Genomic DNA, 19,951 nt, shown 5'->3' with positions numbered 1-19,951 from the left:
GGGCGCGCAAGTATAAGGCTCACGCCGCCCGCTGTCCCGTCGGTTTAACGCACCTTGCCGGAGCCTAAGGTCAGTTCCTCCTTGGCGAAGTCGTCGACATCGATCACCACCCGCCGCGCCGCTTCGGCCTGCTGCAGGCTGTGCGCCTCTTCCGGGTTGAGAACCCCAGCAGCCAGCGCGGCATCGATCAGGCTTTGCTCTGGCAGTTCCTGTAGCTGGCCGGCTTTGACGGCCTTGTGCAGTTTCTTCTGCAGCCCCTGTACGTCTTGCAGCAGGTTCATCGCATATTGCAGAGCACCCACCGGGTCCTGTTCAGCTTGTGGGCGATAGCAGCCTTCGAGCAATTCCTCCAGCGCCGGATCGCCGCTGTTACGGCCGATAATGCTGGCTACTTCGGCGTCCAGTTCATCGCGTGGGCCTTTGTGACGGCGGCCCAGCGGCAATACCAGTACGCGCAGAGCACAGCCGAGCAGTTTGCTGGGGAAGTTGCTGAGCAGCTCTTCCAGTGCTTGTTCGGCCTTGCCCAGGCTTTCTTCCATGGCCCAGCGCAGCATGGGTTGTGCATGCTCCGGATAACCGAGGTCGTGGTAGCGCTTGAGGGCCGCCGATGCCAAGTACAGATGGCTGAGCACATCACCCAGGCGCGCTGACAGGCGTTCGCGGCGTTTCAGTTCGCCGCCGAGCAGCACCATGCTGGTGTCGGCGAGCAGGGCGAAGGACGCTGCCAGGCGGTTGAGCGCGCGGAAATAAGGGCGGCTGATGCGGTCACCCGGCACCTGACTGAACACGCCAAAGCCGAGGCTGAGCAGCAGGCTGCTGGCGGCGTTGCTGACGGCAAAGCCGATATGTTGCAGCAGCAGCTCATCGAATTCCTGCAGTGCCTGATCCTGATCGGCGTGGCTGGCCAGGGTCATTTCTTTGAGCACGTAGGGGTGGCAGCGAATCGCGCCCTGACCAAAGATCATCAGGTTACGCGAAAGGATATTGGCCCCCTCCACGGTGATAAAGATCGGCGCACCCTGCCAGGAGCGGGCCAGATAATTGTTGGGGCCCATGACGATGCCCTTGCCGCCGTGCACGTCCATGGCGTGGCTGATGCATTCGCGGCCGCGTTCGGTCAGGTGGTACTTGAGGATGGCCGAGAGCACTGAGGGTTTTTCGCCCAGATCCACCGCATTGGCAGTAAGGATGCGTGCGCTGTCCATCAGCCAGGCGTTACCGCCGATACGCGCCAGGGCTTGCTGAATGCCTTCGAAGGCTGAAAGCGGCACGTTGAACTGCTCGCGTATCTGGCTGTACTGGCCGGTGGTCAGGCTGGTGAACTTGGCTGCGCCGGTGCCGACTGCCGGCAGGGAGATGGAGCGGCCCACGGACAGGCAGTTCATCAGCATCATCCAGCCTTTGCCGAGCATCTCCTGGCCACCGATCAAGTAATCCAGCGGGATAAACACATCCTTGCCTGAGTTCGGGCCGTTCATAAAGGCGGCGCCGAGTGGCAGGTGGCGGCGGCCGATTTCGACACCAGGCGTTTCGGTGGGTACCAGAGCGAGGCTGATGCCCAGGTCGTCCTCTTCACCCAGCAGATGCTCGGGATCGTAGGCTTTGAAGGCCAGGCCGAGCAGGGTGGCGACCGGGCCGAGGGTGATATAGCGCTTTTCCCAGTTCAGACGCAGACCGATCACTTCCTCGCCTTGCCACTGGCCTTTGCAGATGATTCCGGTATCCGGCATGGCGCCGGCGTCGGAGCCAGCCAGGGGGCCGGTGAGGGCGAAGCAGGGGATGTCTTCACCGCGGGCCAGGCGCGGCAGGTAATGGTCGCGCTGCGCCTCGGTGCCGTAGTGCAGCAGCAGTTCGGCCGGGCCGAGAGAGTTGGGCACCATCACGGTGGAGGCCAGATCGCCGGAGCGGGTGGCCAGCTTCATGGCCACCTGGGAGTGGGCATAGGCGGAAAAGCCCTTGCCGCCGTATTGCTTGGGGATGATCAGGGCGAAGAAGCCGTGTTGCTTGATATGCCCCCAGGCCTCGGCGGGCAAGTCCATCTGCTGGCCGATCTGCCAGTCACTGACCATGGCGCAGAGCGCTTCTGTGGGGCCATCGATAAACGCCTGCTCTTCTTCGGTGAGCTGCGCCTTGGGGTAGGCGAGCAGGGTGTCCCAGTCCGGGCGGCCGCTGAACAGCTCGCCATCCCACCACACTGTGCCGGCTTCGATGGCGTCGCGTTCGGTGGTCGACATCGGCGGCAGCACGCGCTTGAACCAGGCAAACAGCGGTGCAGTGAACAGGCTGCGGCGTTGTTGCGGCAGCAGCAGAGGCAAGGCCACGGCTAGCAGGAGTAACCAGAGTAGGCCCATCAGCCAGACCGGTGCATGGCTGAACACGCCCATCAGAATCAGCAAGCCGGTCACGATGCCCAGTGCGGGCAGAGGCGCGGTGCGGCGGTGAGCGAGTAAGGCCGTGCCAAGCAGCAGGGCGAGTAACCAGAGAGCGAGCATGCGGAATCCTCCATGATGACGATGCGTTGTTACGCACCATCACGAGCGTAGCGTCATTGATGGCGACAAGAGCGGTGAGCTTGGCCGAATCGTCGTGGCATTGGTCGGACTCGCGTCGGTAGACTGGTTTCTCAGTCATGGAGAACCCTGATGCGTGAATACCTCGAGCCCGGCCGCTTCATCGATAGTGACCACCCCGCGCTGGTGGAGTTCGCAGAAAAATTTCGTGGCGCCAGTCGGGACCCGCGCGAACAGGCCGTCAGCCTCTACTACGCGGTACGCGATGAAATCCGTTACAACCCCTACGTATTCAGCCGTGATGCCGAGACGTTGAAGGCCAGCTACGCATTGCAGGCTGGGGAGAGTTACTGCGTACCCAAGGCCACCTTACTCGCCGCCTGCGCCCGCCATTGCGGCATTCCGGCGCGCATCGGCCTGGCCGATGTGCGCAACCACCTGGCCACTCAACGGCTGTTGGAGATGCTGCGCAGTGAAGTATTTGCCATGCACGGCTATACCGAGTTGTACCTCGCGGGTCGCTGGGTCAAGGCCACGCCCGCGTTCAACCTGGCGCTGTGCCGGGTATTCAAGGTGGCGCCGCTGGAATTCGATGGCCTAAGCGACAGCGTATTTCACCCGTTCAACCAGCAGGGCGAGCGTTATATGGAATACCTGCATGACCACGGCCAGTTTGCCGATGTGCCGGAGCCGCTGTTCTTCGATCATCTGGCTGCATGCTACCCACATCTGTTTGCCGATGACGCGCTGTTGATCAGTGGCGACTTCGCCGCCGAGGCCGTGCCCGGCTGATCTATCGACAGGGCTGATATGCACCATCGGAAACGGCCGGGTTTAATCTGCCCCTGGCGCTGGTAGGCTGCTGCCCAGCCGTGGGGGCGGCAGTTTTGCGCAAAGATGCTGTGGTGGAGAGGTTCCAGGCGCTAGACTTGGGCCACTTCGCGCTGCAGGCGCAGCCCCTCTTGAATTTCTTTTATCTGATCAGGTGTGCGCATTTTTATGAGTACTGCTCTGTCCATTCGCCAGTTGACCAAGACCTACGGCAACGGCTTCCAGGCGCTGCATGGCATCGACCTTGACGTGGCTGAAGGTGATTTCTTCGCTTTGCTCGGCCCCAACGGTGCCGGCAAATCCACCACCATCGGCATCCTCTCGACCCTGGTGACCAAGAGCAGCGGCACGGTCAATGTGTTTGGCCACGATCTGGACAAACAGCCTTCGGCGCTCAAGCGCTGCCTGGGTGTGGTGCCGCAGGAGTTCAACTTCAACCAGTTCGAAAAGGCCTTCGACATCGTCGTGACCCAGGCCGGTTATTACGGTATCCCGGCAAAAATCGCCAAGGAGCGCGCTGAGCAGTACCTCAACCAGCTTGGTCTGTGGGGCAAGCACAATGTGCCGTCACGCGAGCTGTCCGGTGGGATGAAACGCCGCTTGATGATTGCTCGCGCGCTGGTGCATCAGCCGCGTCTGCTGATTCTCGATGAGCCGACGGCTGGGGTTGATATCGAACTGCGCCGCTCGATGTGGAGCTTTCTCAGCGAGCTGAATGAGCAGGGCATCACCATCATTCTCACCACCCATTACCTGGAAGAAGCCGAACAACTGTGCCGCAACATCGGCATTATCGACCACGGGCGGATTGTCGAGAACACCAGCATGAAGGACCTGCTGAAAAAACTGCATGTGGAAACCTTCCTGCTCGACCTCAAGGATGCCCAACTGGTACCGCCGCAGCTGATCGGCTATCCCGCACAACTGCTCGATGCGCATACCCTGGAAGTGCAGGTGGACAAGGCGCAGGGCATTACCGAGTTGTTCCGCCAACTGGCGCAGCAGAAGGTGGAGGTGCTGAGCCTGCGCAATAAAACCAATCGCCTGGAGGAGCTGTTTGTCTCCCTGGTGGAAAAGAACCTGGCGAAGGTGGCGGTATGAGCACGGCATATTTGAACTCTGAATTCACCGCCAACATGGTGGCGCTGCGCACCATCGTCTACCGCGAGATACGCCGCTTTACCCGCATCTGGCCGCAGACCCTGCTGCCGCCGGCAATCACCATGGTTCTGTACTTCGTGATCTTCGGCAACCTGATCGGCAGTCAGATCGGCGACATGGGTGGCTTCACTTATATGGAGTACATCGTGCCGGGGCTGATCATGATGTCGGTGATCACCAACTCCTACGGCAACGTGGTGTCGAGCTTCTTCGGCAGCAAGTTCCAGCGCTCCATCGAGGAACTGATGGTCTCGCCGGTGTCGCCGCACATCATCCTCACGGGGTATGTGATCGGTGGCGTACTGCGCGGCCTGGCAGTGGGTGTGATCGTCACCGTGCTGTCGTTGTTCTTCACTCATCTGCAGGTGCATCACCTCGGTGTCACCGTGCTGGTGGTGCTGTTGACGGCCACCATCTTTTCCTTGGGTGGCTTTATCAACGCCGTGTATGCGCGCAACTTTGATGATATTTCGATCATCCCGACCTTCGTGCTGACGCCACTGACCTACCTGGGCGGGGTGTTCTATTCGATCAACCTGTTGCCACCGTTCTGGCAGACGGTGTCGCTGGCCAACCCCGTGCTGCATATGGTCAACGCCTTTCGTTATGGCATTCTCGGCGTTTCCGATATCCGTATCGGTGTGGCCATCGGTTTTATGCTGGTCGCCACCGCCGTGCTTTATGGCGTGTGCATTCGCTTACTGGTTAGCGGTCGGGGCATGCGCCAGTAAGCGGCAGCCAACATCGGGAAACATTTTTAACGGCTGATCTGCGCGGCTCGGCCGTTAGGCTCGGCCTCTAAAACGAATTAGGGGTTGTATATGTTTGCCCGCGCACCTGCTTTGCTCGGTACCGTCTTTCTCTTGTGTTCGCTTGTCAGTGTGCAAGCGCACGCCAATGAAGGGCCGCTGGTCGAGGCGGTCAACGTTGAGCGACGCCTGGTGCGTGATGAGCTGGTGACTTTCGGTTCGCTGCGGCCTGACGAGTCGGTGATGATTCGTCCGGAAATCGCCGGGCGCGTGGCGCAACTGCATTTTCGCGAAGGCCAGCGTGTCGAAGCGGGGGTGCTGCTGGTCAGCCTGGATGATGCGATCACCCGTGCCGAACTGGCGCAGGCTCAGGCCAATCTGAACCTTGCGGAAAAGAACTTTCAGCGCGCGCAGATGCTGTTCAAGCGCGGTGCCAGTAACGCCCAGGCGCTGGATGAAGCCAGCGCCCAGCAGCAGGCCTCACGTGCCAGCCTGGCGCTGTCCCAGGCACGCCTGGACAAGACGCGCATTGTCGCTCCCTACGATGGCGTGCTGGGTTTGCGCGCCGTCAGCCCCGGTGATTACCTCAGCGAAGGCCAGGACATCGTCAATTTGGAAGTACTCGATCCACTCAAGGTGGATTTCCGCATTCCGCAAAATGCCGTCAGCCAGATCCGCCTTAAGCAGCTCATTGAAATAAGTCTGGATGCCTATCCGGGCGAGCACTTCACCGGTGAGATTTTCGCCATCAACCCACGTCTGGACGAAGTCGGACGCAGCCAGGCGATTCGCGCGCATATCAGCAACAGCGATGGCCGCCTGAGCCCAGGGCAGTTCGTGCGGGTCTCGGTAATCCTCGCCGAACGGCCGAATGCCCTGGTGATTCCAGAAGAGGCCATCATGCCGGTGGGCGATAAGCTGCTGGTCAACCTGGTGGTCGAGGGTAAGGTCGAGGTGCGCGAGGTCAAACTGGGCAAGCGCCTGGCTGGCATGGTTGAGGTGCTGGAAGGCCTGCAGGGTGATGAAACCCTGATCAGCGCTGGCTGGCAGAAGGTTCGAGCCGGTGCGCCGGTACGCACCAAGGTGGTGGAGCAAGCGCCATGACCCTGTCGGACATCTGCATCCGTCGGCCGGTATTTGCCACCGTACTCTCGCTGATTGTGGTGCTGCTCGGGCTGATGGCCTATGACCGTCTGGCCGTGCGCGAGTACCCGAATATCGACGTACCGATTGTCACGGTCAACGTCACTTACCCGGGGGCCAGCCCCGAGATCATGGAGTCCCAGGTCGCGCAGCCGATCGAGGATGTGCTGTCGGGCATCGATGGGCTGGATTTCGTCAGCTCGATCAGCCGTTCGGAAAATACCCAGATCACTGCGCAATTTCGCTTGGGCAGCAACTCCGATGAGGCTGCCAACGATGTGCGCGATCGACTGGGCCGGGTGCGCGGCCTGCTGCCGGATGAAATCGCCGAGCCCATCGTGCAGAAGGTTGAGGCCGACGCCCAGCCGGTGATCTGGATTGCCTTCTACAGTGAACGTTACAGCGCCATGGAAATCACCGATGTGCTGGAGCGGGTGATCAAGGATCGCCTGCAGACCATCCCTGGCGTTTCCGAAGTGCAGATTCGCGGCGCGCGCACCTTTGCCATGCGCATCTGGCTGGACCCGGAAAAGCTTGCCGCGCATAACCTCACCGTACAGGGTGTGGAAGACGCCCTGCGCCGGCAGAACGTCGAGATTCCTGCCGGGCGTATCGAATCGCAGCAACGCGAATTTACCGTGCTCTCGGAAACCGACATGAACACCCCGGAGCAGTTCAACCAACTGATTCTCGATGATTCGCGTGGTTACCTGCTGCGCCTGGCCGATGTGGGCTATGCCGAAATCGGCGCCAAGGATGAACGCAGCATCGTCCGTTATAAGGGTAAACCTGCGGTGTCGATGGGCATGATCAAGCAGGCCACGGCCAACCCGCTGGACATCTCCGATGGCCTGGCTGAGGCGATGCCGGATATCCGCTTGCTGTTGCCGGAAGGCATGGAAATGGCGGTGGCCAACGACAACTCGCAGTTTATCCGTGAGTCGATCAACAACGTCTTCGTCACTATCTGGGAAGCGGTAGGGCTGGTCATCCTGATCATCTTTATCTTCCTGCGTTCGCTGCGCGCCACCATCATTCCGCTGGTGACCATTCCGGTATCACTGATCGGCGCATTTGCCATGATGTCGTTGATGGGGTTCACCATCAACACCCTGACGCTGTTGGCGATGGTGTTGGCCATCGGCTTGGTGGTGGACGATGCCATCGTCATGCTGGAGAACATTCACCGGCACATCGAAGACGGCATGTCGCCCATGCAGGCCGCGTTCAAGGGCAGCCGTGAGATTGCCTTTGCGGTGATCGCCATGACCCTGACCCTGGCCGCGGTATTTGCCCCCATCGGCTTTATGCAGGGCACCACCGGCAAGCTGTTTACCGAGTTCGCCTGGACCCTGGCCGGCGCGGTGCTGGTATCCGGTTTTGTCGCCCTGACCCTGACCCCGATGATGTGTGCGCTGCTGCTCAAGCCGCATCAGGTCGGCGAGCGGCGTAACCGGGTGTACAACCTGATCGAGAATTTCCTCAATGGCCTGACGTACAGCTACAAGCATCTATTGGCCAAAGCACTGAGTGCCTGGGTGTGGGTGGTGGGCGTGTTGTTGCTGGCTATGCTGGCCTGCGTGCTGCTGTTCTCAGGGCTTAAATCCGAGCTGGCGCCCACCGAAGACACCGGCACCATCATCGGCGTGTTCAATGGCCCGGATGGTGCCACCATCAACTACACCGGACGCTATGCCCGCGAGGTAGAGGCCGCCTACGCCAGTATCGCCGAGACCAACCGTTATATGGTGATTGCCGGCTTCCCGACGGTGGCCCAAGGCATCTCCTTTATGAAGCTGGAGGACTGGGCCGACCGTTCGCGCAGCCAGTTCGAGATTCGTAACGAGTTGCTGCCCAAACTGCAGGACATCGCCGGGGTGCGCGCCTTCCCGGTCAATCGCCCACCGCTGGGGCAGAGCGCGCGTAACCAGCCGGTGAACTTCGTGATTCGCTCGTCGATGGAGTACAGCGAGCTGCAGGGTTATGTCGATGAATTGCTCAACTCGCTGCGCGATTATCCGGGGCTGGAAAGCCTGGACAGCGACCTCAAGCTCAATGCGCCGCAGCTGAAAGTCGCGGTCAACCGCGAGCAGGCCGTGGCCGTGGGTACTGATGTGGCGACCATTGGCCGTAGCCTGGAAAGCCTGTTTGGCAGCCGTCAGGTGACGCGCTTCAAGCAGAACGGTGAGCAGTACGACGTGCTGGTGCAGTTGCAGGGCGTGGACCGCAGCAACCCGCAAGATCTCGACCGGGTTTATGTGCGTGGCCGCGATGAGAGCATGGTGCAACTGTCCAATCTGATCGAGGTGCGCGAGACCGTGGCGCCGCGCGAGCTTAACCACTTCAACCAGCTGCGCGCGGTAACGGTGAGCGCCAACGTCGGCGCCGGCTACACCCTGGGTGAAGCCCTGGCGCATCTGGAGACTAAGGCGCGCGCGGTGTTCCCGCCGGAGACGCAGTACGATTACACCGGCACCTCGCGGGATTTCAAGGAGTCCAGCGCCGGCATTGCGCTGATCTTTGCCCTGGCCCTGGCGTTTATCTTCCTGGTGCTGGCGGCGCAGTTTGAGAGCTTTACTGACCCGCTGATCATCCTGTTCAGCGTGCCGCTGTCGATGGCTGGCGCCTTACTGGCGCTGACGCTGTTTGGCGGCACCTTGAACATCTATTCGCAGATTGGGTTGGTGACGCTGATTGGTCTGATCACCAAGCACGGCATTCTCATTGTGGAGTTCGCCAACGTGCTGTTGCGTCAGGGCCATGAGCTACGCGGCGCGGTGATCGAGGCGTCGGTGCAGCGCCTGCGGCCGATTCTGATGACCACCGGGGCGATGGTGCTGGGTTCGCTGCCGTTAGCGATAGCCACTGGGGCAGGGGCGGAAAGCCGTCAGCAGATTGGTTGGGTGATTGTGGGCGGCCTGTTGGTCGGCACCGTATTCACCCTGTTTGTCATCCCCACGCTGTACATGCTGCTGCGCCGTTGGCAGCCGTTGCCGACTGAGGCAGCGCAGGGCTGAGTGCTCTCCGTAAGAGAAGGGCTTAGGGCTCTTCGTACAAGAGAATGCTGCCGTCTTCGCCGAGCTTGAGCTGAAACAGTTGCGGATGCTGGCGCTGCATCTCCAGCAAGGCGTGGCGGTGGCTGTTTAGCTGCTGCTGTTGCTGTTGTATCTGCGTCAGTAAACGGTGTTGTTCGGCTTGCAGGTGCTGCACCTGCACCGCGTTGCGCAGGGTTTCCAGCAACTCGTAGTCGTCCCAGGGTTTGCTGATAAAGCGCTGCACCTGAGCGTTGTTGATGGCCTGGACCAGGCTGTCGCGGTCGCCATGGCCGCTAAACAGCAGGCGCAGGGCGTCCGGTTGCCGCTGCCGGGCGAACTGCAGGTAGGTAATGCCGTCCAGATGGGGCATGTGCAGGTCGCACAAGATCAGGTTGTAGGAGGCTTCGGTCAGTGCCTGCAGGGCTTGCTGCGGGACTTCATAGGTGTCGACCTCCCAGTCCTCTTTGCGCAGCAGGCGCTTTATCGCATGGAGGACGCAGGGTTCATCATCGACCACTTGTAGACGGATCATGGGCCTACTCCGTGAGCGCGGGTTGTGGTTCAGGGACGCGCACAAACAAGGTGTAGCGCGAGCTTTCGATGGCTTCAAAGGCCACCAGCTTGTCGATCAGTAATTTCGACAACACTTTGCCTTCATTGAGCAGCAACATGCCGTTGTCGGCGTGCAGGTTGCGCGCCAGAACCATTCCCGGCTCCAGACGGCGCGTTTCCAAGGCACGAACATTGGTTTGGGTGACGGTGATATCGGGCATTTGCTGTGAACAGATCAGGCAGAAGTCTTCGATCAGGTCAGGGTCATAAAGCTTTTCGCTGTATTTCTGAATGAACAGCAGGGCCTCGTCATGGTTCATCTGCCGTTCCAGCACCAGGCCGCACTGCAATTCGACAAAATCCACCGCCAGTTTGAGGATGCGCGAGCCCAGAGGAATGGCATCCCCTTTGACTCGGTCGGGAAAGCCGTTGCCGTCCCAGCGCTCCTGATGGTGGCGGATCAGCCGGGCTGCATCCTGCAGAGGTTCCAACGACATCAGCAGGGTTTCACTTTGCGTGGGGTAGCTGCGGTAGGTGTCGCGGTGTTTGCTGTAGAGCAGGTCAGCCGGCGCGGTGATCAGGGCATCCGGCCAGCTGAGTTTGCCGATGTTGTAGAGCGCGGCGGCCATGTTGAGGTTGTGGCTGTCGCCCTCACTGAGCCGAATGTGGCTGGCAAATGCGCGAACCAAGGCAATCACCTGCTGGTTGGTTTGCTTGTTGCGCGGCAGGCGCTGGTTGATCAGCAGGGAGAACACCTCGGTGCTGGTGACATAGCTGCGGCGCAGTTCGTCGTAGGCCAGGTCAAGCATGTCGGCGGTTTGCTGCAGTTCGGCGGTGCGTGACTGCACGCGCTGCTCCAAGGTGGTATTGAGCTGACGCAGTTCATCGTTCTGCTTACGGCTGAGCAACAGCAAACGTTTACGTTCACGCTCGGTATGCTGATGCATCAGGGCTTGGCGCAGGGCGTGCAGTAATTCTTCGTCATCCCAGGGCTTGCTCAAGTAGCGGTAAATGCGCCCCTCGTTGATGGCGGCGGTGATGGTGGCGATGTCGGCATAACCGGTCAGCAGCAGGTTCATGCACTGCGGGTCGCGCTTGTGCACCTCAGCCAGCAGGGTGGCACCGTCCATGCCGGGCATGCGTGCATCGGACAGCACCAGATCCACCTTGTGTTGCTCAAACAACTCCAGAGCCTGAGCGCCGCTGGTGGCGATGAGCAGTTGGTAGGGCTGGCCACGCAGTAGGCGGCGCAGACTGTTGAGGATGCTTTCCTCGTCATCCACCAGCAGGACGCAGGGTGCGGGAATCGTTTCAGTGCTCATGGCGAACTCCTTGTCCGGGCGTGCGGTTGGAGTAACGGCAGGTTGATGCGAAAACAACTGCCTTGACCGGGTTCACTGCGCAGGCTGATATGTCCGTTATGTTTTTCGATGATGTTGAATGACAGCGCCAGGCCCAGCCCGGTGCCTTTACCCACCGGTTTGGTGGTGAAGAAGGGATCGAAGATCTGCCGCTGCAATTCGGCGGGTATGCCGCAGCCGTTGTCCTCAACCTCAATAAAGGCGAGGTCACGCTCGACACCGGTGCGGATCACGATGCGGCCGAAATCGTCAATGGCATGGGCGGCGTTGACCAGAAGGTTCATCACCACCTGGTTGATTTGCGCGGCGATGCATTCGACTGGTGGTACGGGGCCAAACTCGCGCACCACGTCAGCCTTGTACTTGATCTCGTTGTTGACCACTTTCAGGGTGCTTTCAATGCCCTCGTGCAGGTCGGCCTGGGTAAAGGTTTCGTCACTGCTGTGGGAAAAATCACGCAGTGCACCGATGATCTTCCTGACCCTGTCCACGCCTTCGGCCGATTCCGCCAGCAAGCCGCTGATGTCTTCACGGATGAAGTCATAGTCGTAGCGCTGCTTCATTTGCTGCAGCTCGACGCCGCCCCATTCGTTCATCTGGTCGACCAATTCCAGCAACTGCCGGACATAGCCGACCAGCGTCTTGAGGTTGGAGGCGACAAACCCCACCGGGTTATTGATCTCATGGGCCACACCCGCAGCCAACTGACCAATGGCGGCCATTTTTTCTGATTGCAGCAGTTGCCTATTGGCCATTTTCAGCTGCTCGCTCAGGGTGTTGAGTTCGATGTGTTTGTTCTTGAGTGCCAGCAGGGCCTCTTCCAGTGAAGGATTGTTTTTCGCCGCCCGGCTGTTGTCGAAGATGGCCAGCCCAAACAGGTGCTGCCCCTCATGCTCAAAGCGATACAGCAGGGAGGCTTGCAACATCGGTACGCCACGCAAGCGGTCGAGCAGAATCAGGTAGGGCTGGTCATGCCAGACGGTCTGCAACGCATTGCCCGTGGTCCGGACTTTTTCCAGCATGGCGCGCCAGTTGGGGTTATCGACCTCAGGGAAGGCCTCGTGCAGTGCCAGCCCAAGCAGGCTGGCCTCTGAACGGCCGCTGTGCTCGACGATAAAGCGGTTGCAGGACAGGATGCGGGTGTCCTGATCGAGTACGAAGAAGCCGGCGGCGATCTGTTCTACGGCGGCTTGGGTGTAGGTTGAGTCATGCATGACAGGTACCTCGCGTGGCGATGGCTGAGTGGGCAGCCGATCTGGCGATTCGTGTCTATGGTTAGCTTAGTCCTAAAAAGTAAATGATGGCATTTTGACGTCAGCCAGCCGTCGCATTATCTGGAGCGGTAGTCGAGGTGTGTATGCGCGACCCCCTGCAAGTCAGCTACCTGTTGCAGTTCGACGCCGGCCAGCCCGCCAGCTGCTTGATTGAGCTGGGTATAGCGCCACAACCGCAGCCCGAGGAGCCGCCTTCCTGGGCGCGCCTGGACTACAAGCAGTGCCGTAATTGCCCGCTACAAGCCAGTGAACAGACCTGGTGCCCCTTTGCCAGTGAGCTGGCGCGTGTCCTCACGCCGCTGGCGCAGCACCACTCTTATGATGCGCTCACGGTGACCATCCACTGGCGTGGTCGGGTGATTGAGCAGCGCAGCACCTTGCAGCGTGTGCTGGGGTCGTTGATCGGCTTTATCGGGGCCACTTGTGGCTGTCCGCGCACGCGGCCGTTTTTGCCCTTGGCGTTTGTACATCAACCGTTCAGTGAGGCCGACGAAACGCTGTTTCGGGTGGTGGGGGCGTACTTGATTGGGCAGGTCTTGCGGGCCAATCGTGGATTGAGTACCGACTTTGTGCTCAGCGAGTTGCCTGAACTGTATGGGCATTTGCGCCAGGTGAACCTGGGCATGGCCAACCGTCTGCGTTCACTGAGTGACAGTGATCATGGCGTGAACGGGGTGATCGTGCTGGATATGCTGGCTTCGCAAACGCAGGATCTGTTTGAGGCATTGGAAGAGAGTTTATTGCCTTACTACGGCGCTTATTTGGACTGAACAGGGCGAGGCGGTACCTCACCGCCTTTGACTTAACAGCAGACGGTGAGGCCGCGTATCCGGCATCAGCCGACTTTCAGCACCAGCTTGCCGAAGTTTTCACCGCTGAACAGTTTTAGCAGGGTCTCCGGGAAGGTGGTCAGGCCGCTGACGATGTCTTCTTTGGATTTGAGTTTGCCGCTGGCCAGCCAGCCGCCCATCTCCGCTGCTGCTTCGGCAAAACGCGGGGCGTAGGTCATCACCACCATGCCTTCCATGCGTGCGCTGTTGACCAGCAGATTGAGGTAGTTAGCCGGGCCTTTGACCGCCTGTTTGTTATTGTACTGGCTGATCGCGCCACAGATCACCACACGTGCCTTGAAGGCCAAGCGGGTGAGCACGGCATCCAGAATGTCGCCGCCGACGTTATCGAAGTAGACATCCACGCCTTTCGGGCACTCGCGCTTGAGGCCGGCAATCACGTCTTCGCTTTTGTAGTCGATGGCGCCATCGAAACCCAGCTCATCGATGAGGAACTTGCATTTGTCCGCGCCGCCAGCGATGCCGACCACACGGCAGCCCTTGAGCTTGGCGATCTGCCCGGCGACGCTGCCGACCGCGCCGGCTGCACCGGAAATTACCACCGTTTCACCGGCTTTCGGCGCGCCGACATCGAGTAAAGCGAAGTAGGCGGTCATGCCGGTCATGCCCAGTGCCGAGAGGTACAGCGGCAGCGGCGCGCGCTTGGGGTCGACCTTGTAGAACCCGCGCGGCTCGCCGAGAAAGTAGTCCTGCACGCCCAGCGCACCGTTGACGAAATCGCCCACGGCAAAGTCCGGGTGCTGCGAGGCCAGCACTTCACCCACGCCGAGGGCGCGCATCACTTCGCCAATGCCCACCGGCGGAATATACGACTTGGCATCATTCATCCAGCCGCGCATGGCCGGGTCCAGCGACAGGTAGGCGTTCTTCACCAGAATCTGGCCGGGGCCGGGTTCACCGACGCTGCTTTCGACATAGCTGAACGTCTCACGGCTGGGCAGGCCGACCGGGCGTCGGGCAAGCAGGAATTGGCGGTTGAGTGGGGCGGTCATGGCAGGTACTCACTGAACGGAAAGACTGTTGATAGCCCGTGCTGGCCAGTGGGGCAAGGTTTGCCCGTGGGCCGAATGCTTGTAAATCCATTCGAGTGATAGCCGTGCTGGGGTGTTAATCACTTATTTCGATGGGGCTATCACCAGCACTTTGATAGTGCTGCCTTGGGGCCGGGGAGCTGATTAGACTCAGCGCAGTTTTTAATCCTTGCGAGGACACGCAGATGAGCTTGAGCTTTTCCGGCCGGGTTGCCCTGGTCACCGGTGGTGCAGCGGGTATTGGTCGTGCAACGGCACTGGCATTCGCCAACGAAGGCCTGCAGGTGGTGGTGTCCGACGTTGATATCGACGGGGGCGAAGCGACTGTAGCGCTGATCCGCGAAGCGGGCGGCGATGCGCTGTTTGTCCGTTGCGACGTGACCCGCGATGCCGAGGTCAAAGTACTGATGGAGCGCACCTTGGGCGCCTACGGCCGCCTGGATTATGCCTTCAACAATGCTGGTATCGAGATCGAGAAGGGCAAGCTGGCCGAGGGCAGCGAAAGCGAGTTCGATGCCATCATGGGCGTCAACGTCAAAGGCGTGTGGCTGTGCATGAAGCACCAGATCCCGCTGCTGCTGGCCCAAGGCGGTGGTGCCATCGTCAATACCGCGTCGGTCGCCGGCTTGGGCGCGGCGCCGAAAATGAGCATCTACAGCGCGTCCAAACACGCGGTGATCGGCCTGACCAAATCCGCTGCTGTTGAATACGCAAAGAAGAAAGTGCGGGTCAACGCCGTATGCCCGGCGGTGATCGACACTGACATGTTCCGCCGCGCCTATGAAGCCGACCCGAAGAAGGGCGAGTTCGCGGCCGCCATGCATCCAGTCGGGCGCATCGGCAAGGTCGAGGAAATCGCCACCGCCGTGCTGTATCTGTGCTGTGACAACGCAGCATTTACCACTGGTCACGCGCTGGCAGTGGACGGTGGGGCAACGGCAATCTGACGCTCAGCTGTCGCGATAAAAAAGGTGCCCTTGTGGCACCTTTTTACATATAGGCCTCCCAGGTCGGGCAATTGGCCGCTAAAGTCACTGCGAACGCCATCACGCTCTCGCCAGAATCGTCGCGCTGTCCCGATCCCGGAGTAAAACAATAATGACCGCTGATCCGTTACTGACCCTGTTTCTCCCCATTGCCCTGGGCATCATCATGCTTGGTCTGGGCTTGTCGCTGACCCTGGCGGATTTTGCTCGGGTGGTGAAATTCCCCAAGCCGGTGCTGATCGGACTGGCGTGCCAGCTGTTGCTGCTGCCGCTGGTGTGTTTCTTCCTGGCCAAGGCCTTTGGTCTGGCCCCTGCGCTTGCTGTTGGTCTGATGCTGCTGGCGGCCTCGCCGGGCGGCACCACGGCCAATCTCTACAGCCATTTGGCCCATGGCGATGTGGCGCTGAATATCACCCTGACGGCGGTCAACTCGGTGATTGCGGTGCTGACCATGCCGCTGATCGTCAACCTGTCGTTGGCTTACTTTATGGAAGGTGATCAGGCCCTGCCGCTGCAGTTCACCAAGGTGGTGCAGGTGTTTGTCATCGTGCTCGGCCCTGTGGCCATCGGCATCTGGATACGCAGCCGTTTCCCCGGGTTTGCGGAACGGATGGAAAAGCCGGTGAAGATCATCTCCGCGCTGTTTCTGCTGATCATCATCATCCTGGCGGTGGTCAAGGATTGGCAGACGTTCGTTGACTACGCACCGCTGGTGGGCGGTGCGGCACTGGCGTTCAACTTGATCAGCCTGGCGGTGGGCTACTGGGTGCCGCGTTTGTGCAAGCTGAGCCTGCGCCAGTCGATTGCCATCGGCATGGAGATCGGCATTCACAACGGCACCCTGGCGATAGCCCTGGCCCTGAGCCCGATGCTGTTGAATAACGCCACCATGTCGATCCCGGCAGCGATCTACAGCATCATCATGTTCTTCACCGCCGCGGCTTTCGGCTGGTGGGTGAACATGGCGCATGGCAACCAACTCAAGGCCAGTGATTAGCGGACCTCTCAGCCCCCATAAGCCAAGTAAAGGCGTGTGGGGGCGGGCTTAACGCAACATCTGTTCGATGATGCGTTTCTCTTCCATCAGTTCGCGCTGCCGTGCGTCGATGCGCGAGGCCAATTGGAAGTTGTTACTGGCTCGGCGTTTGGCAAAGTCGAGTTGTTCCAGGGCCTGGTTGTAATCGCCGACCAAGGCAAAGAATTCCCCGCGAGCTTGATGCAGGCCGATGGTATTACCGGCCAGACCCCGTACTTCCGCCACCTGATACCAGACGTCTGGATCCTTGCCGCGGGTTTTTAGCAGCTCGTTCAGGGCACGTTCGGCTTCTTGGGTACGGGTTTGTTTCATCAACAGATCAATATGCGCCTGGTTAACCGGGTAGTTGCTCGGGTACAGGCTCAATAAGTGATCAATGCGCTTTTGTGCGTCGCTCAAGCGGTTGGCAGCCATGTCCAACTCGATCTGTGCCAAGTTGTAAGTGACATCGTTTGGGGCGCTGGCGAGCAGGGGTTGCAGGGCTTCGCGGGCGTCCTTGTGTTGACCACTTTTTATTTGCGCAATCGCCAGGCCATAGCGGGCCGCATCCAGCTTGGGGTTTTCGTCGAGCATATTGCGAAAACGCTTGGCGGCGACCCCAGGGGTTTCCTCGTAGATCAACTGAACGCGGGCGCGCATCAGCTGATAGCGCACACTGTCGGTAATGCCTTTGGCGGTGTACTGCTCGGCGCGGTTGCGGGTGTCGGCAATACGTGATTCCGACACCGGGTGGGTCAGCAGAAATTCAGGTGGTTTGCGGTCATAGCGGTACTGACGCATCAGGCGTTCGAACATGCTGGGCATGGCGCGGGGGTCAAAGCCGGCCTTTTCCAGGTTGACCAGACCGATGCGGTCAGCTTCCTGCTCATTCTGTCGGGAGAAGCGTCGTTGTTCCTGCAACGCGGCTGCCTGCGTCGAAGCTATGGCTGCGATGCCCAGATCTCCGGCACCTGCGGCCGCAGCGACGATACCGGCGAGTAGCCCGGCCATGACCGGGAGCTGCATGCGCTGTTGCGCTTCCAGGCCGCGGGCGAAGTGGCGCTGCGACAAGTGCGCCAGTTCGTGAGCCATGACCGAGGCGTACTCGGCTTCAGTCTGAGCGTAAAGAAACAGGCCGCCATTGACCCCTACAATCCCGCCCGGAGCGGCAAATGCGTTGATCTGCGGGCTGTTGAGCAAGACGAACTCCAGGCGTCGATCCTGCAATTGACTGGTTTCGCTGAGGCGATACACGCTGGTTTCGACGAAGTCCTTGAGTTGCGGATCATCGAGTTGGCTGACTTGGCCTCGCAGCAGGCTCAGCCAGGCACGGCCGAGCTGATGTTCTTGTTGGGGGGATACGATGGCGGAGCTGGCGTCGCCAAGGGACGGCAGATCACTGGCCATGCCGGGGGTTGCCAGTAGGCTGGCTAGCGTCAACAGGGTAGGGCGCAGAAGGCTCATGCACAAAGCTCTTGTCGAACAAAGGCGCTACTGTAGCTGCCAGGCCACGGTGCTGGCCAGGGTTGTGCGGCCTTGGTTATCCTTGCGGCCCTCTTGGAGTGAATAAATGACTGATATGCAATGGCGCGCCGAAGATTTCGATGCGCATCTGGATGCCTGCGGGCTTAACTGTCCGCTGCCTCTGCTCAAGGCCAAGCTGGAGCTCAATCGCCTGGCCAGTGGCGCGGTGCTCAAGGTCGAAGCCACTGATGCCGGCTCGCAGCGGGATTTTCGTGCCTTCGCCAGCCTGGCGGGGCATAGTCTGTTGCATGAAGAGGTTGATGGGGGGGTGTATCGCTATTGGCTACGCAAGGCGTAGCTCCTGCTCGAATGCTTGGTTGAGGAATAACGATGTTCAAAGTGTTACAGAATTGGTTGCATCGCTATTTCTCCGATGAGCAAGCCTTGGTGCTGGGCCTTCTGCTGGTGGTGGGGTTTGCCGCGATTTTGACCCTGGGCGGCATGCTGGCACCAGTGCTGACCGGCTTGGTGTTGGCATTTCTGATGCAGGGGTTGGTGAATGCCTTTGAGCGTCTGCGTTTGCCGCAAGTGGTGGCGGTGTGGCTGGTGTTTACTCTGTTTTTAAGCATGCTAGGGCTGTTTCTGTTGGTGTTGATGCCACTGCTTTGGCAGCAGTTGAGCACTTTGTTCAATGAGCTGCCGCGCATGCTTGGCGAGTGGCAGTCGCTGTTTCTGTTGCTGCCGGAGCGTTACCCGACGCTGATTACTGATGTGCAGGTGTTGCAGTTAATTGAGGGCGTGCGGGGTGAGGTTGGCAAGTTTGGCCAGTGGGCACTGTCGTTTTCCTTATCGAGCTTGCCGATGCTGGTCAGCATCATGATCTACCTCGTGCTGGTGCCGATTCTGGTGTTCTTCTTCCTCAAGGATCGCGAGCTGATCAGTGCGTGGTTTCGTGGTTATCTGCCGCGTGAACGTGCGTTGATCACTCAAGTGGCAGAGGAGATGAACCAGCAGATTGCCAACTATATTCGTGGCAAGGTGATCGAAATCATTATCTGTGGCGTGGTCACCTACATCGCGTTTGCCTACTTGGGGCTTAACTACGCCGCGCTGCTGGCCTTGTTGGTCGGTCTGTCGGTGGTAGTGCCATATATCGGCGCTGTGGTGGTCACTGTGCCGGTGGCGCTGATCGGGCTCTTCCAGTGGGGCTTTGGCGACCAGTTTATCTACCTGATGGTGGTCTACGGGATTATCCAGGCGCTGGATGGCAATGTATTGGTGCCGTTGCTGTTTTCCGAGGCGGTCAACCTGCACCCGGTGGCGATCATCTGTGCCGTGTTGCTGTTTGGCGGCATGTGGGGGGGTTGGGGCGTGTTCTTTGCCATTCCGTTGGCCACGCTGTTTAAAGCGGTGATCGATGCCTGGCCGCGCAGCGAGCCACTTGAGGCTGCGTAAATTGCAGGCAGAAAAAAGCCGGTCGAGTGACCGGCTTTTTAGTTTGGTGACTGTCAGGCCTTGTGCAGTGCCTGGGCAGCGGCCAGCACGGCCTCTACATGGCCGGGCACTTTGACGGCTCGCCATTCCTGACGCAATACGCCGTCTTTGTCGATCAGGAAGGTGCTGCGGTCAACGCCCAGGTACTCCTTGCCATAGAGCTTCTTCAGTTTGATCACATCGAACAGTTGGCACACGGCCTCGTCCTTGTCGGAGATCAGCTCGAAGGGAAACGCCTGTTTGCACTTGAAGTTCTCATGGGACTTAAGGCTGTCTCTGGATACACCAAACACCAGGGTGTTGGCAGCCTGAAACGCCGGGTAGTGGTCACGAAATCCCTGACCTTCGGTGGTGCAGCCTGGCGTGCTGTCCTTCGGGTAGAAGTAGATCACCACTTGCTGGCCTTTGAGTGCGGACAGTTGGACGGTCTGACCGCTGGTGGCTTCTGCCTGGAAATCTGCAACCGGGGTGTCGAGTGCAACAGCCATCATCTA

General features: G+C 59.8%; 17 protein-coding genes. 10 read left to right on the top strand and 7 right to left on the bottom strand.

All coding sequences use genetic code 11. The annotated features are described in order from the left end of the window. Positions 1-44: 44 nt before the first annotated feature. Positions 45-2,492, bottom strand: a complete 2,448-nt coding sequence (locus DBR00_RS11745) for an acyl-CoA dehydrogenase (RefSeq protein ID WP_108486516.1) — start codon at positions 2,490-2,492, stop codon at positions 45-47. A 150-nt stretch (positions 2,493-2,642) separates the two neighbouring features. Here DBR00_RS11745 and DBR00_RS11740 point away from each other — a divergent pair, with 150 nt between their 5' ends. The 5 genes from DBR00_RS11740 (at position 2,643) to DBR00_RS11720 (ending at position 9,411) form a co-directional block, all read left to right on the top strand. Then, positions 2,643-3,302 carry a transglutaminase family protein gene (locus DBR00_RS11740; RefSeq protein ID WP_108486515.1) on the top strand — a complete coding sequence of 220 codons (660 nt, stop codon included), beginning with the start codon at positions 2,643-2,645 and terminating at the stop codon, positions 3,300-3,302. A gap of 207 nt (positions 3,303-3,509) precedes the next feature. Beyond that, positions 3,510-4,442, top strand: a complete 933-nt coding sequence (locus tag DBR00_RS11735) for an ABC transporter ATP-binding protein (protein ID WP_108486514.1) — start codon at positions 3,510-3,512, stop codon at positions 4,440-4,442. A gap of 11 nt (positions 4,443-4,453) precedes the next feature. Continuing rightward, positions 4,454-5,233, top strand: a complete 780-nt coding sequence (locus DBR00_RS11730) for an ABC transporter permease (protein ID WP_108486576.1) — start codon at positions 4,454-4,456, stop codon at positions 5,231-5,233. Positions 5,234-5,323: 90 nt separating this feature from the next. Further along, a complete protein-coding gene (locus DBR00_RS11725) occupies positions 5,324-6,355 on the top strand; it encodes an efflux RND transporter periplasmic adaptor subunit (protein WP_108486513.1) in 1,032 nt (343 codons plus the stop codon). After that, positions 6,352-9,411, top strand: coding sequence for an efflux RND transporter permease subunit (locus DBR00_RS11720; protein ID WP_108486512.1), 3,060 nt, complete (start codon positions 6,352-6,354; stop codon positions 9,409-9,411). The genes DBR00_RS11725 and DBR00_RS11720 overlap by 4 nt, the downstream gene beginning before the upstream one ends. A 22-nt stretch (positions 9,412-9,433) precedes the next feature. Here DBR00_RS11720 and DBR00_RS11715 read toward each other — a convergent pair whose 3' ends face one another. Genes DBR00_RS11715 through DBR00_RS11705 form a run of 3 tightly spaced genes read right to left on the bottom strand, consistent with a single transcriptional unit; the run spans position 9,434 to position 12,556 of the window. After that, positions 9,434-9,961 carry a response regulator gene (locus DBR00_RS11715; RefSeq protein WP_108486511.1) on the bottom strand — a complete coding sequence of 176 codons (528 nt, stop codon included), beginning with the start codon at positions 9,959-9,961 and terminating at the stop codon, positions 9,434-9,436. A 4-nt stretch (positions 9,962-9,965) separates the two neighbouring features. After that, complete coding sequence (locus DBR00_RS11710) at positions 9,966-11,303, bottom strand: HD domain-containing phosphohydrolase (RefSeq protein ID WP_108486510.1); 1,338 nt, start codon at positions 11,301-11,303, stop codon at positions 9,966-9,968. Next, complete coding sequence (locus tag DBR00_RS11705; protein WP_108486509.1) at positions 11,300-12,556, bottom strand: ATP-binding protein; 1,257 nt, start codon at positions 12,554-12,556, stop codon at positions 11,300-11,302. The genes DBR00_RS11710 and DBR00_RS11705 overlap by 4 nt, the downstream gene beginning before the upstream one ends. Before the next feature lie 143 nt (positions 12,557-12,699). Here DBR00_RS11705 and DBR00_RS11700 point away from each other — a divergent pair, with 143 nt between their 5' ends. Beyond that, positions 12,700-13,386, top strand: a complete 687-nt coding sequence (locus DBR00_RS11700; protein ID WP_108486508.1) for a hypothetical protein — start codon at positions 12,700-12,702, stop codon at positions 13,384-13,386. A 65-nt stretch (positions 13,387-13,451) separates the two neighbouring features. Here DBR00_RS11700 and DBR00_RS11695 read toward each other — a convergent pair whose 3' ends face one another. Further along, on the bottom strand, positions 13,452-14,459 hold the full coding sequence (locus tag DBR00_RS11695; protein WP_108486507.1) for an NADP-dependent oxidoreductase: 1,008 nt from the start codon (positions 14,457-14,459) through the stop codon (positions 13,452-13,454). A 224-nt stretch (positions 14,460-14,683) separates the two neighbouring features. Here DBR00_RS11695 and DBR00_RS11690 point away from each other — a divergent pair, with 224 nt between their 5' ends. Together DBR00_RS11690 and DBR00_RS11685 are read left to right on the top strand one after the other, a co-directional pair. Further along, on the top strand, positions 14,684-15,445 hold the full coding sequence (locus tag DBR00_RS11690; RefSeq protein ID WP_108486506.1) for an SDR family oxidoreductase: 762 nt from the start codon (positions 14,684-14,686) through the stop codon (positions 15,443-15,445). A 151-nt stretch (positions 15,446-15,596) separates the two neighbouring features. Then, positions 15,597-16,481, top strand: a complete 885-nt coding sequence (locus DBR00_RS11685) for a bile acid:sodium symporter family protein (protein ID WP_108486505.1) — start codon at positions 15,597-15,599, stop codon at positions 16,479-16,481. A gap of 48 nt (positions 16,482-16,529) precedes the next feature. Here the strand turns inward: DBR00_RS11685 and DBR00_RS11680 are convergent, their stop codons facing one another. Then, positions 16,530-17,963: a M48 family metalloprotease gene (locus tag DBR00_RS11680; protein ID WP_108486504.1), complete on the bottom strand. Its 1,434-nt coding sequence runs from the start codon at positions 17,961-17,963 to the stop codon at positions 16,530-16,532. A 106-nt stretch (positions 17,964-18,069) separates the two neighbouring features. Here DBR00_RS11680 and DBR00_RS11675 point away from each other — a divergent pair, with 106 nt between their 5' ends. Next, positions 18,070-18,321, top strand: coding sequence for a sulfurtransferase TusA family protein (locus DBR00_RS11675; protein ID WP_108486503.1), 252 nt, complete (start codon positions 18,070-18,072; stop codon positions 18,319-18,321). A gap of 32 nt (positions 18,322-18,353) precedes the next feature. Then, complete coding sequence (locus tag DBR00_RS11670; RefSeq protein ID WP_108486502.1) at positions 18,354-19,418, top strand: AI-2E family transporter; 1,065 nt, start codon at positions 18,354-18,356, stop codon at positions 19,416-19,418. Positions 19,419-19,471: 53 nt separating this feature from the next. On the opposite strand, the gene DBR00_RS11665 is transcribed toward DBR00_RS11670, so the two are convergent. Further along, positions 19,472-19,945: a peroxiredoxin gene (locus DBR00_RS11665; protein WP_108486575.1), complete on the bottom strand. Its 474-nt coding sequence runs from the start codon at positions 19,943-19,945 to the stop codon at positions 19,472-19,474. Between the last annotated feature and the right edge of the window lie 6 nt (positions 19,946-19,951).

The organism is Pseudomonas sp. HMWF032, from assembly GCF_003060885.1.
Lineage (GTDB): Bacteria > Pseudomonadota > Gammaproteobacteria > Pseudomonadales > Pseudomonadaceae > Aquipseudomonas.
This window is presented reverse-complemented; position numbering and strand designations above follow the sequence as displayed.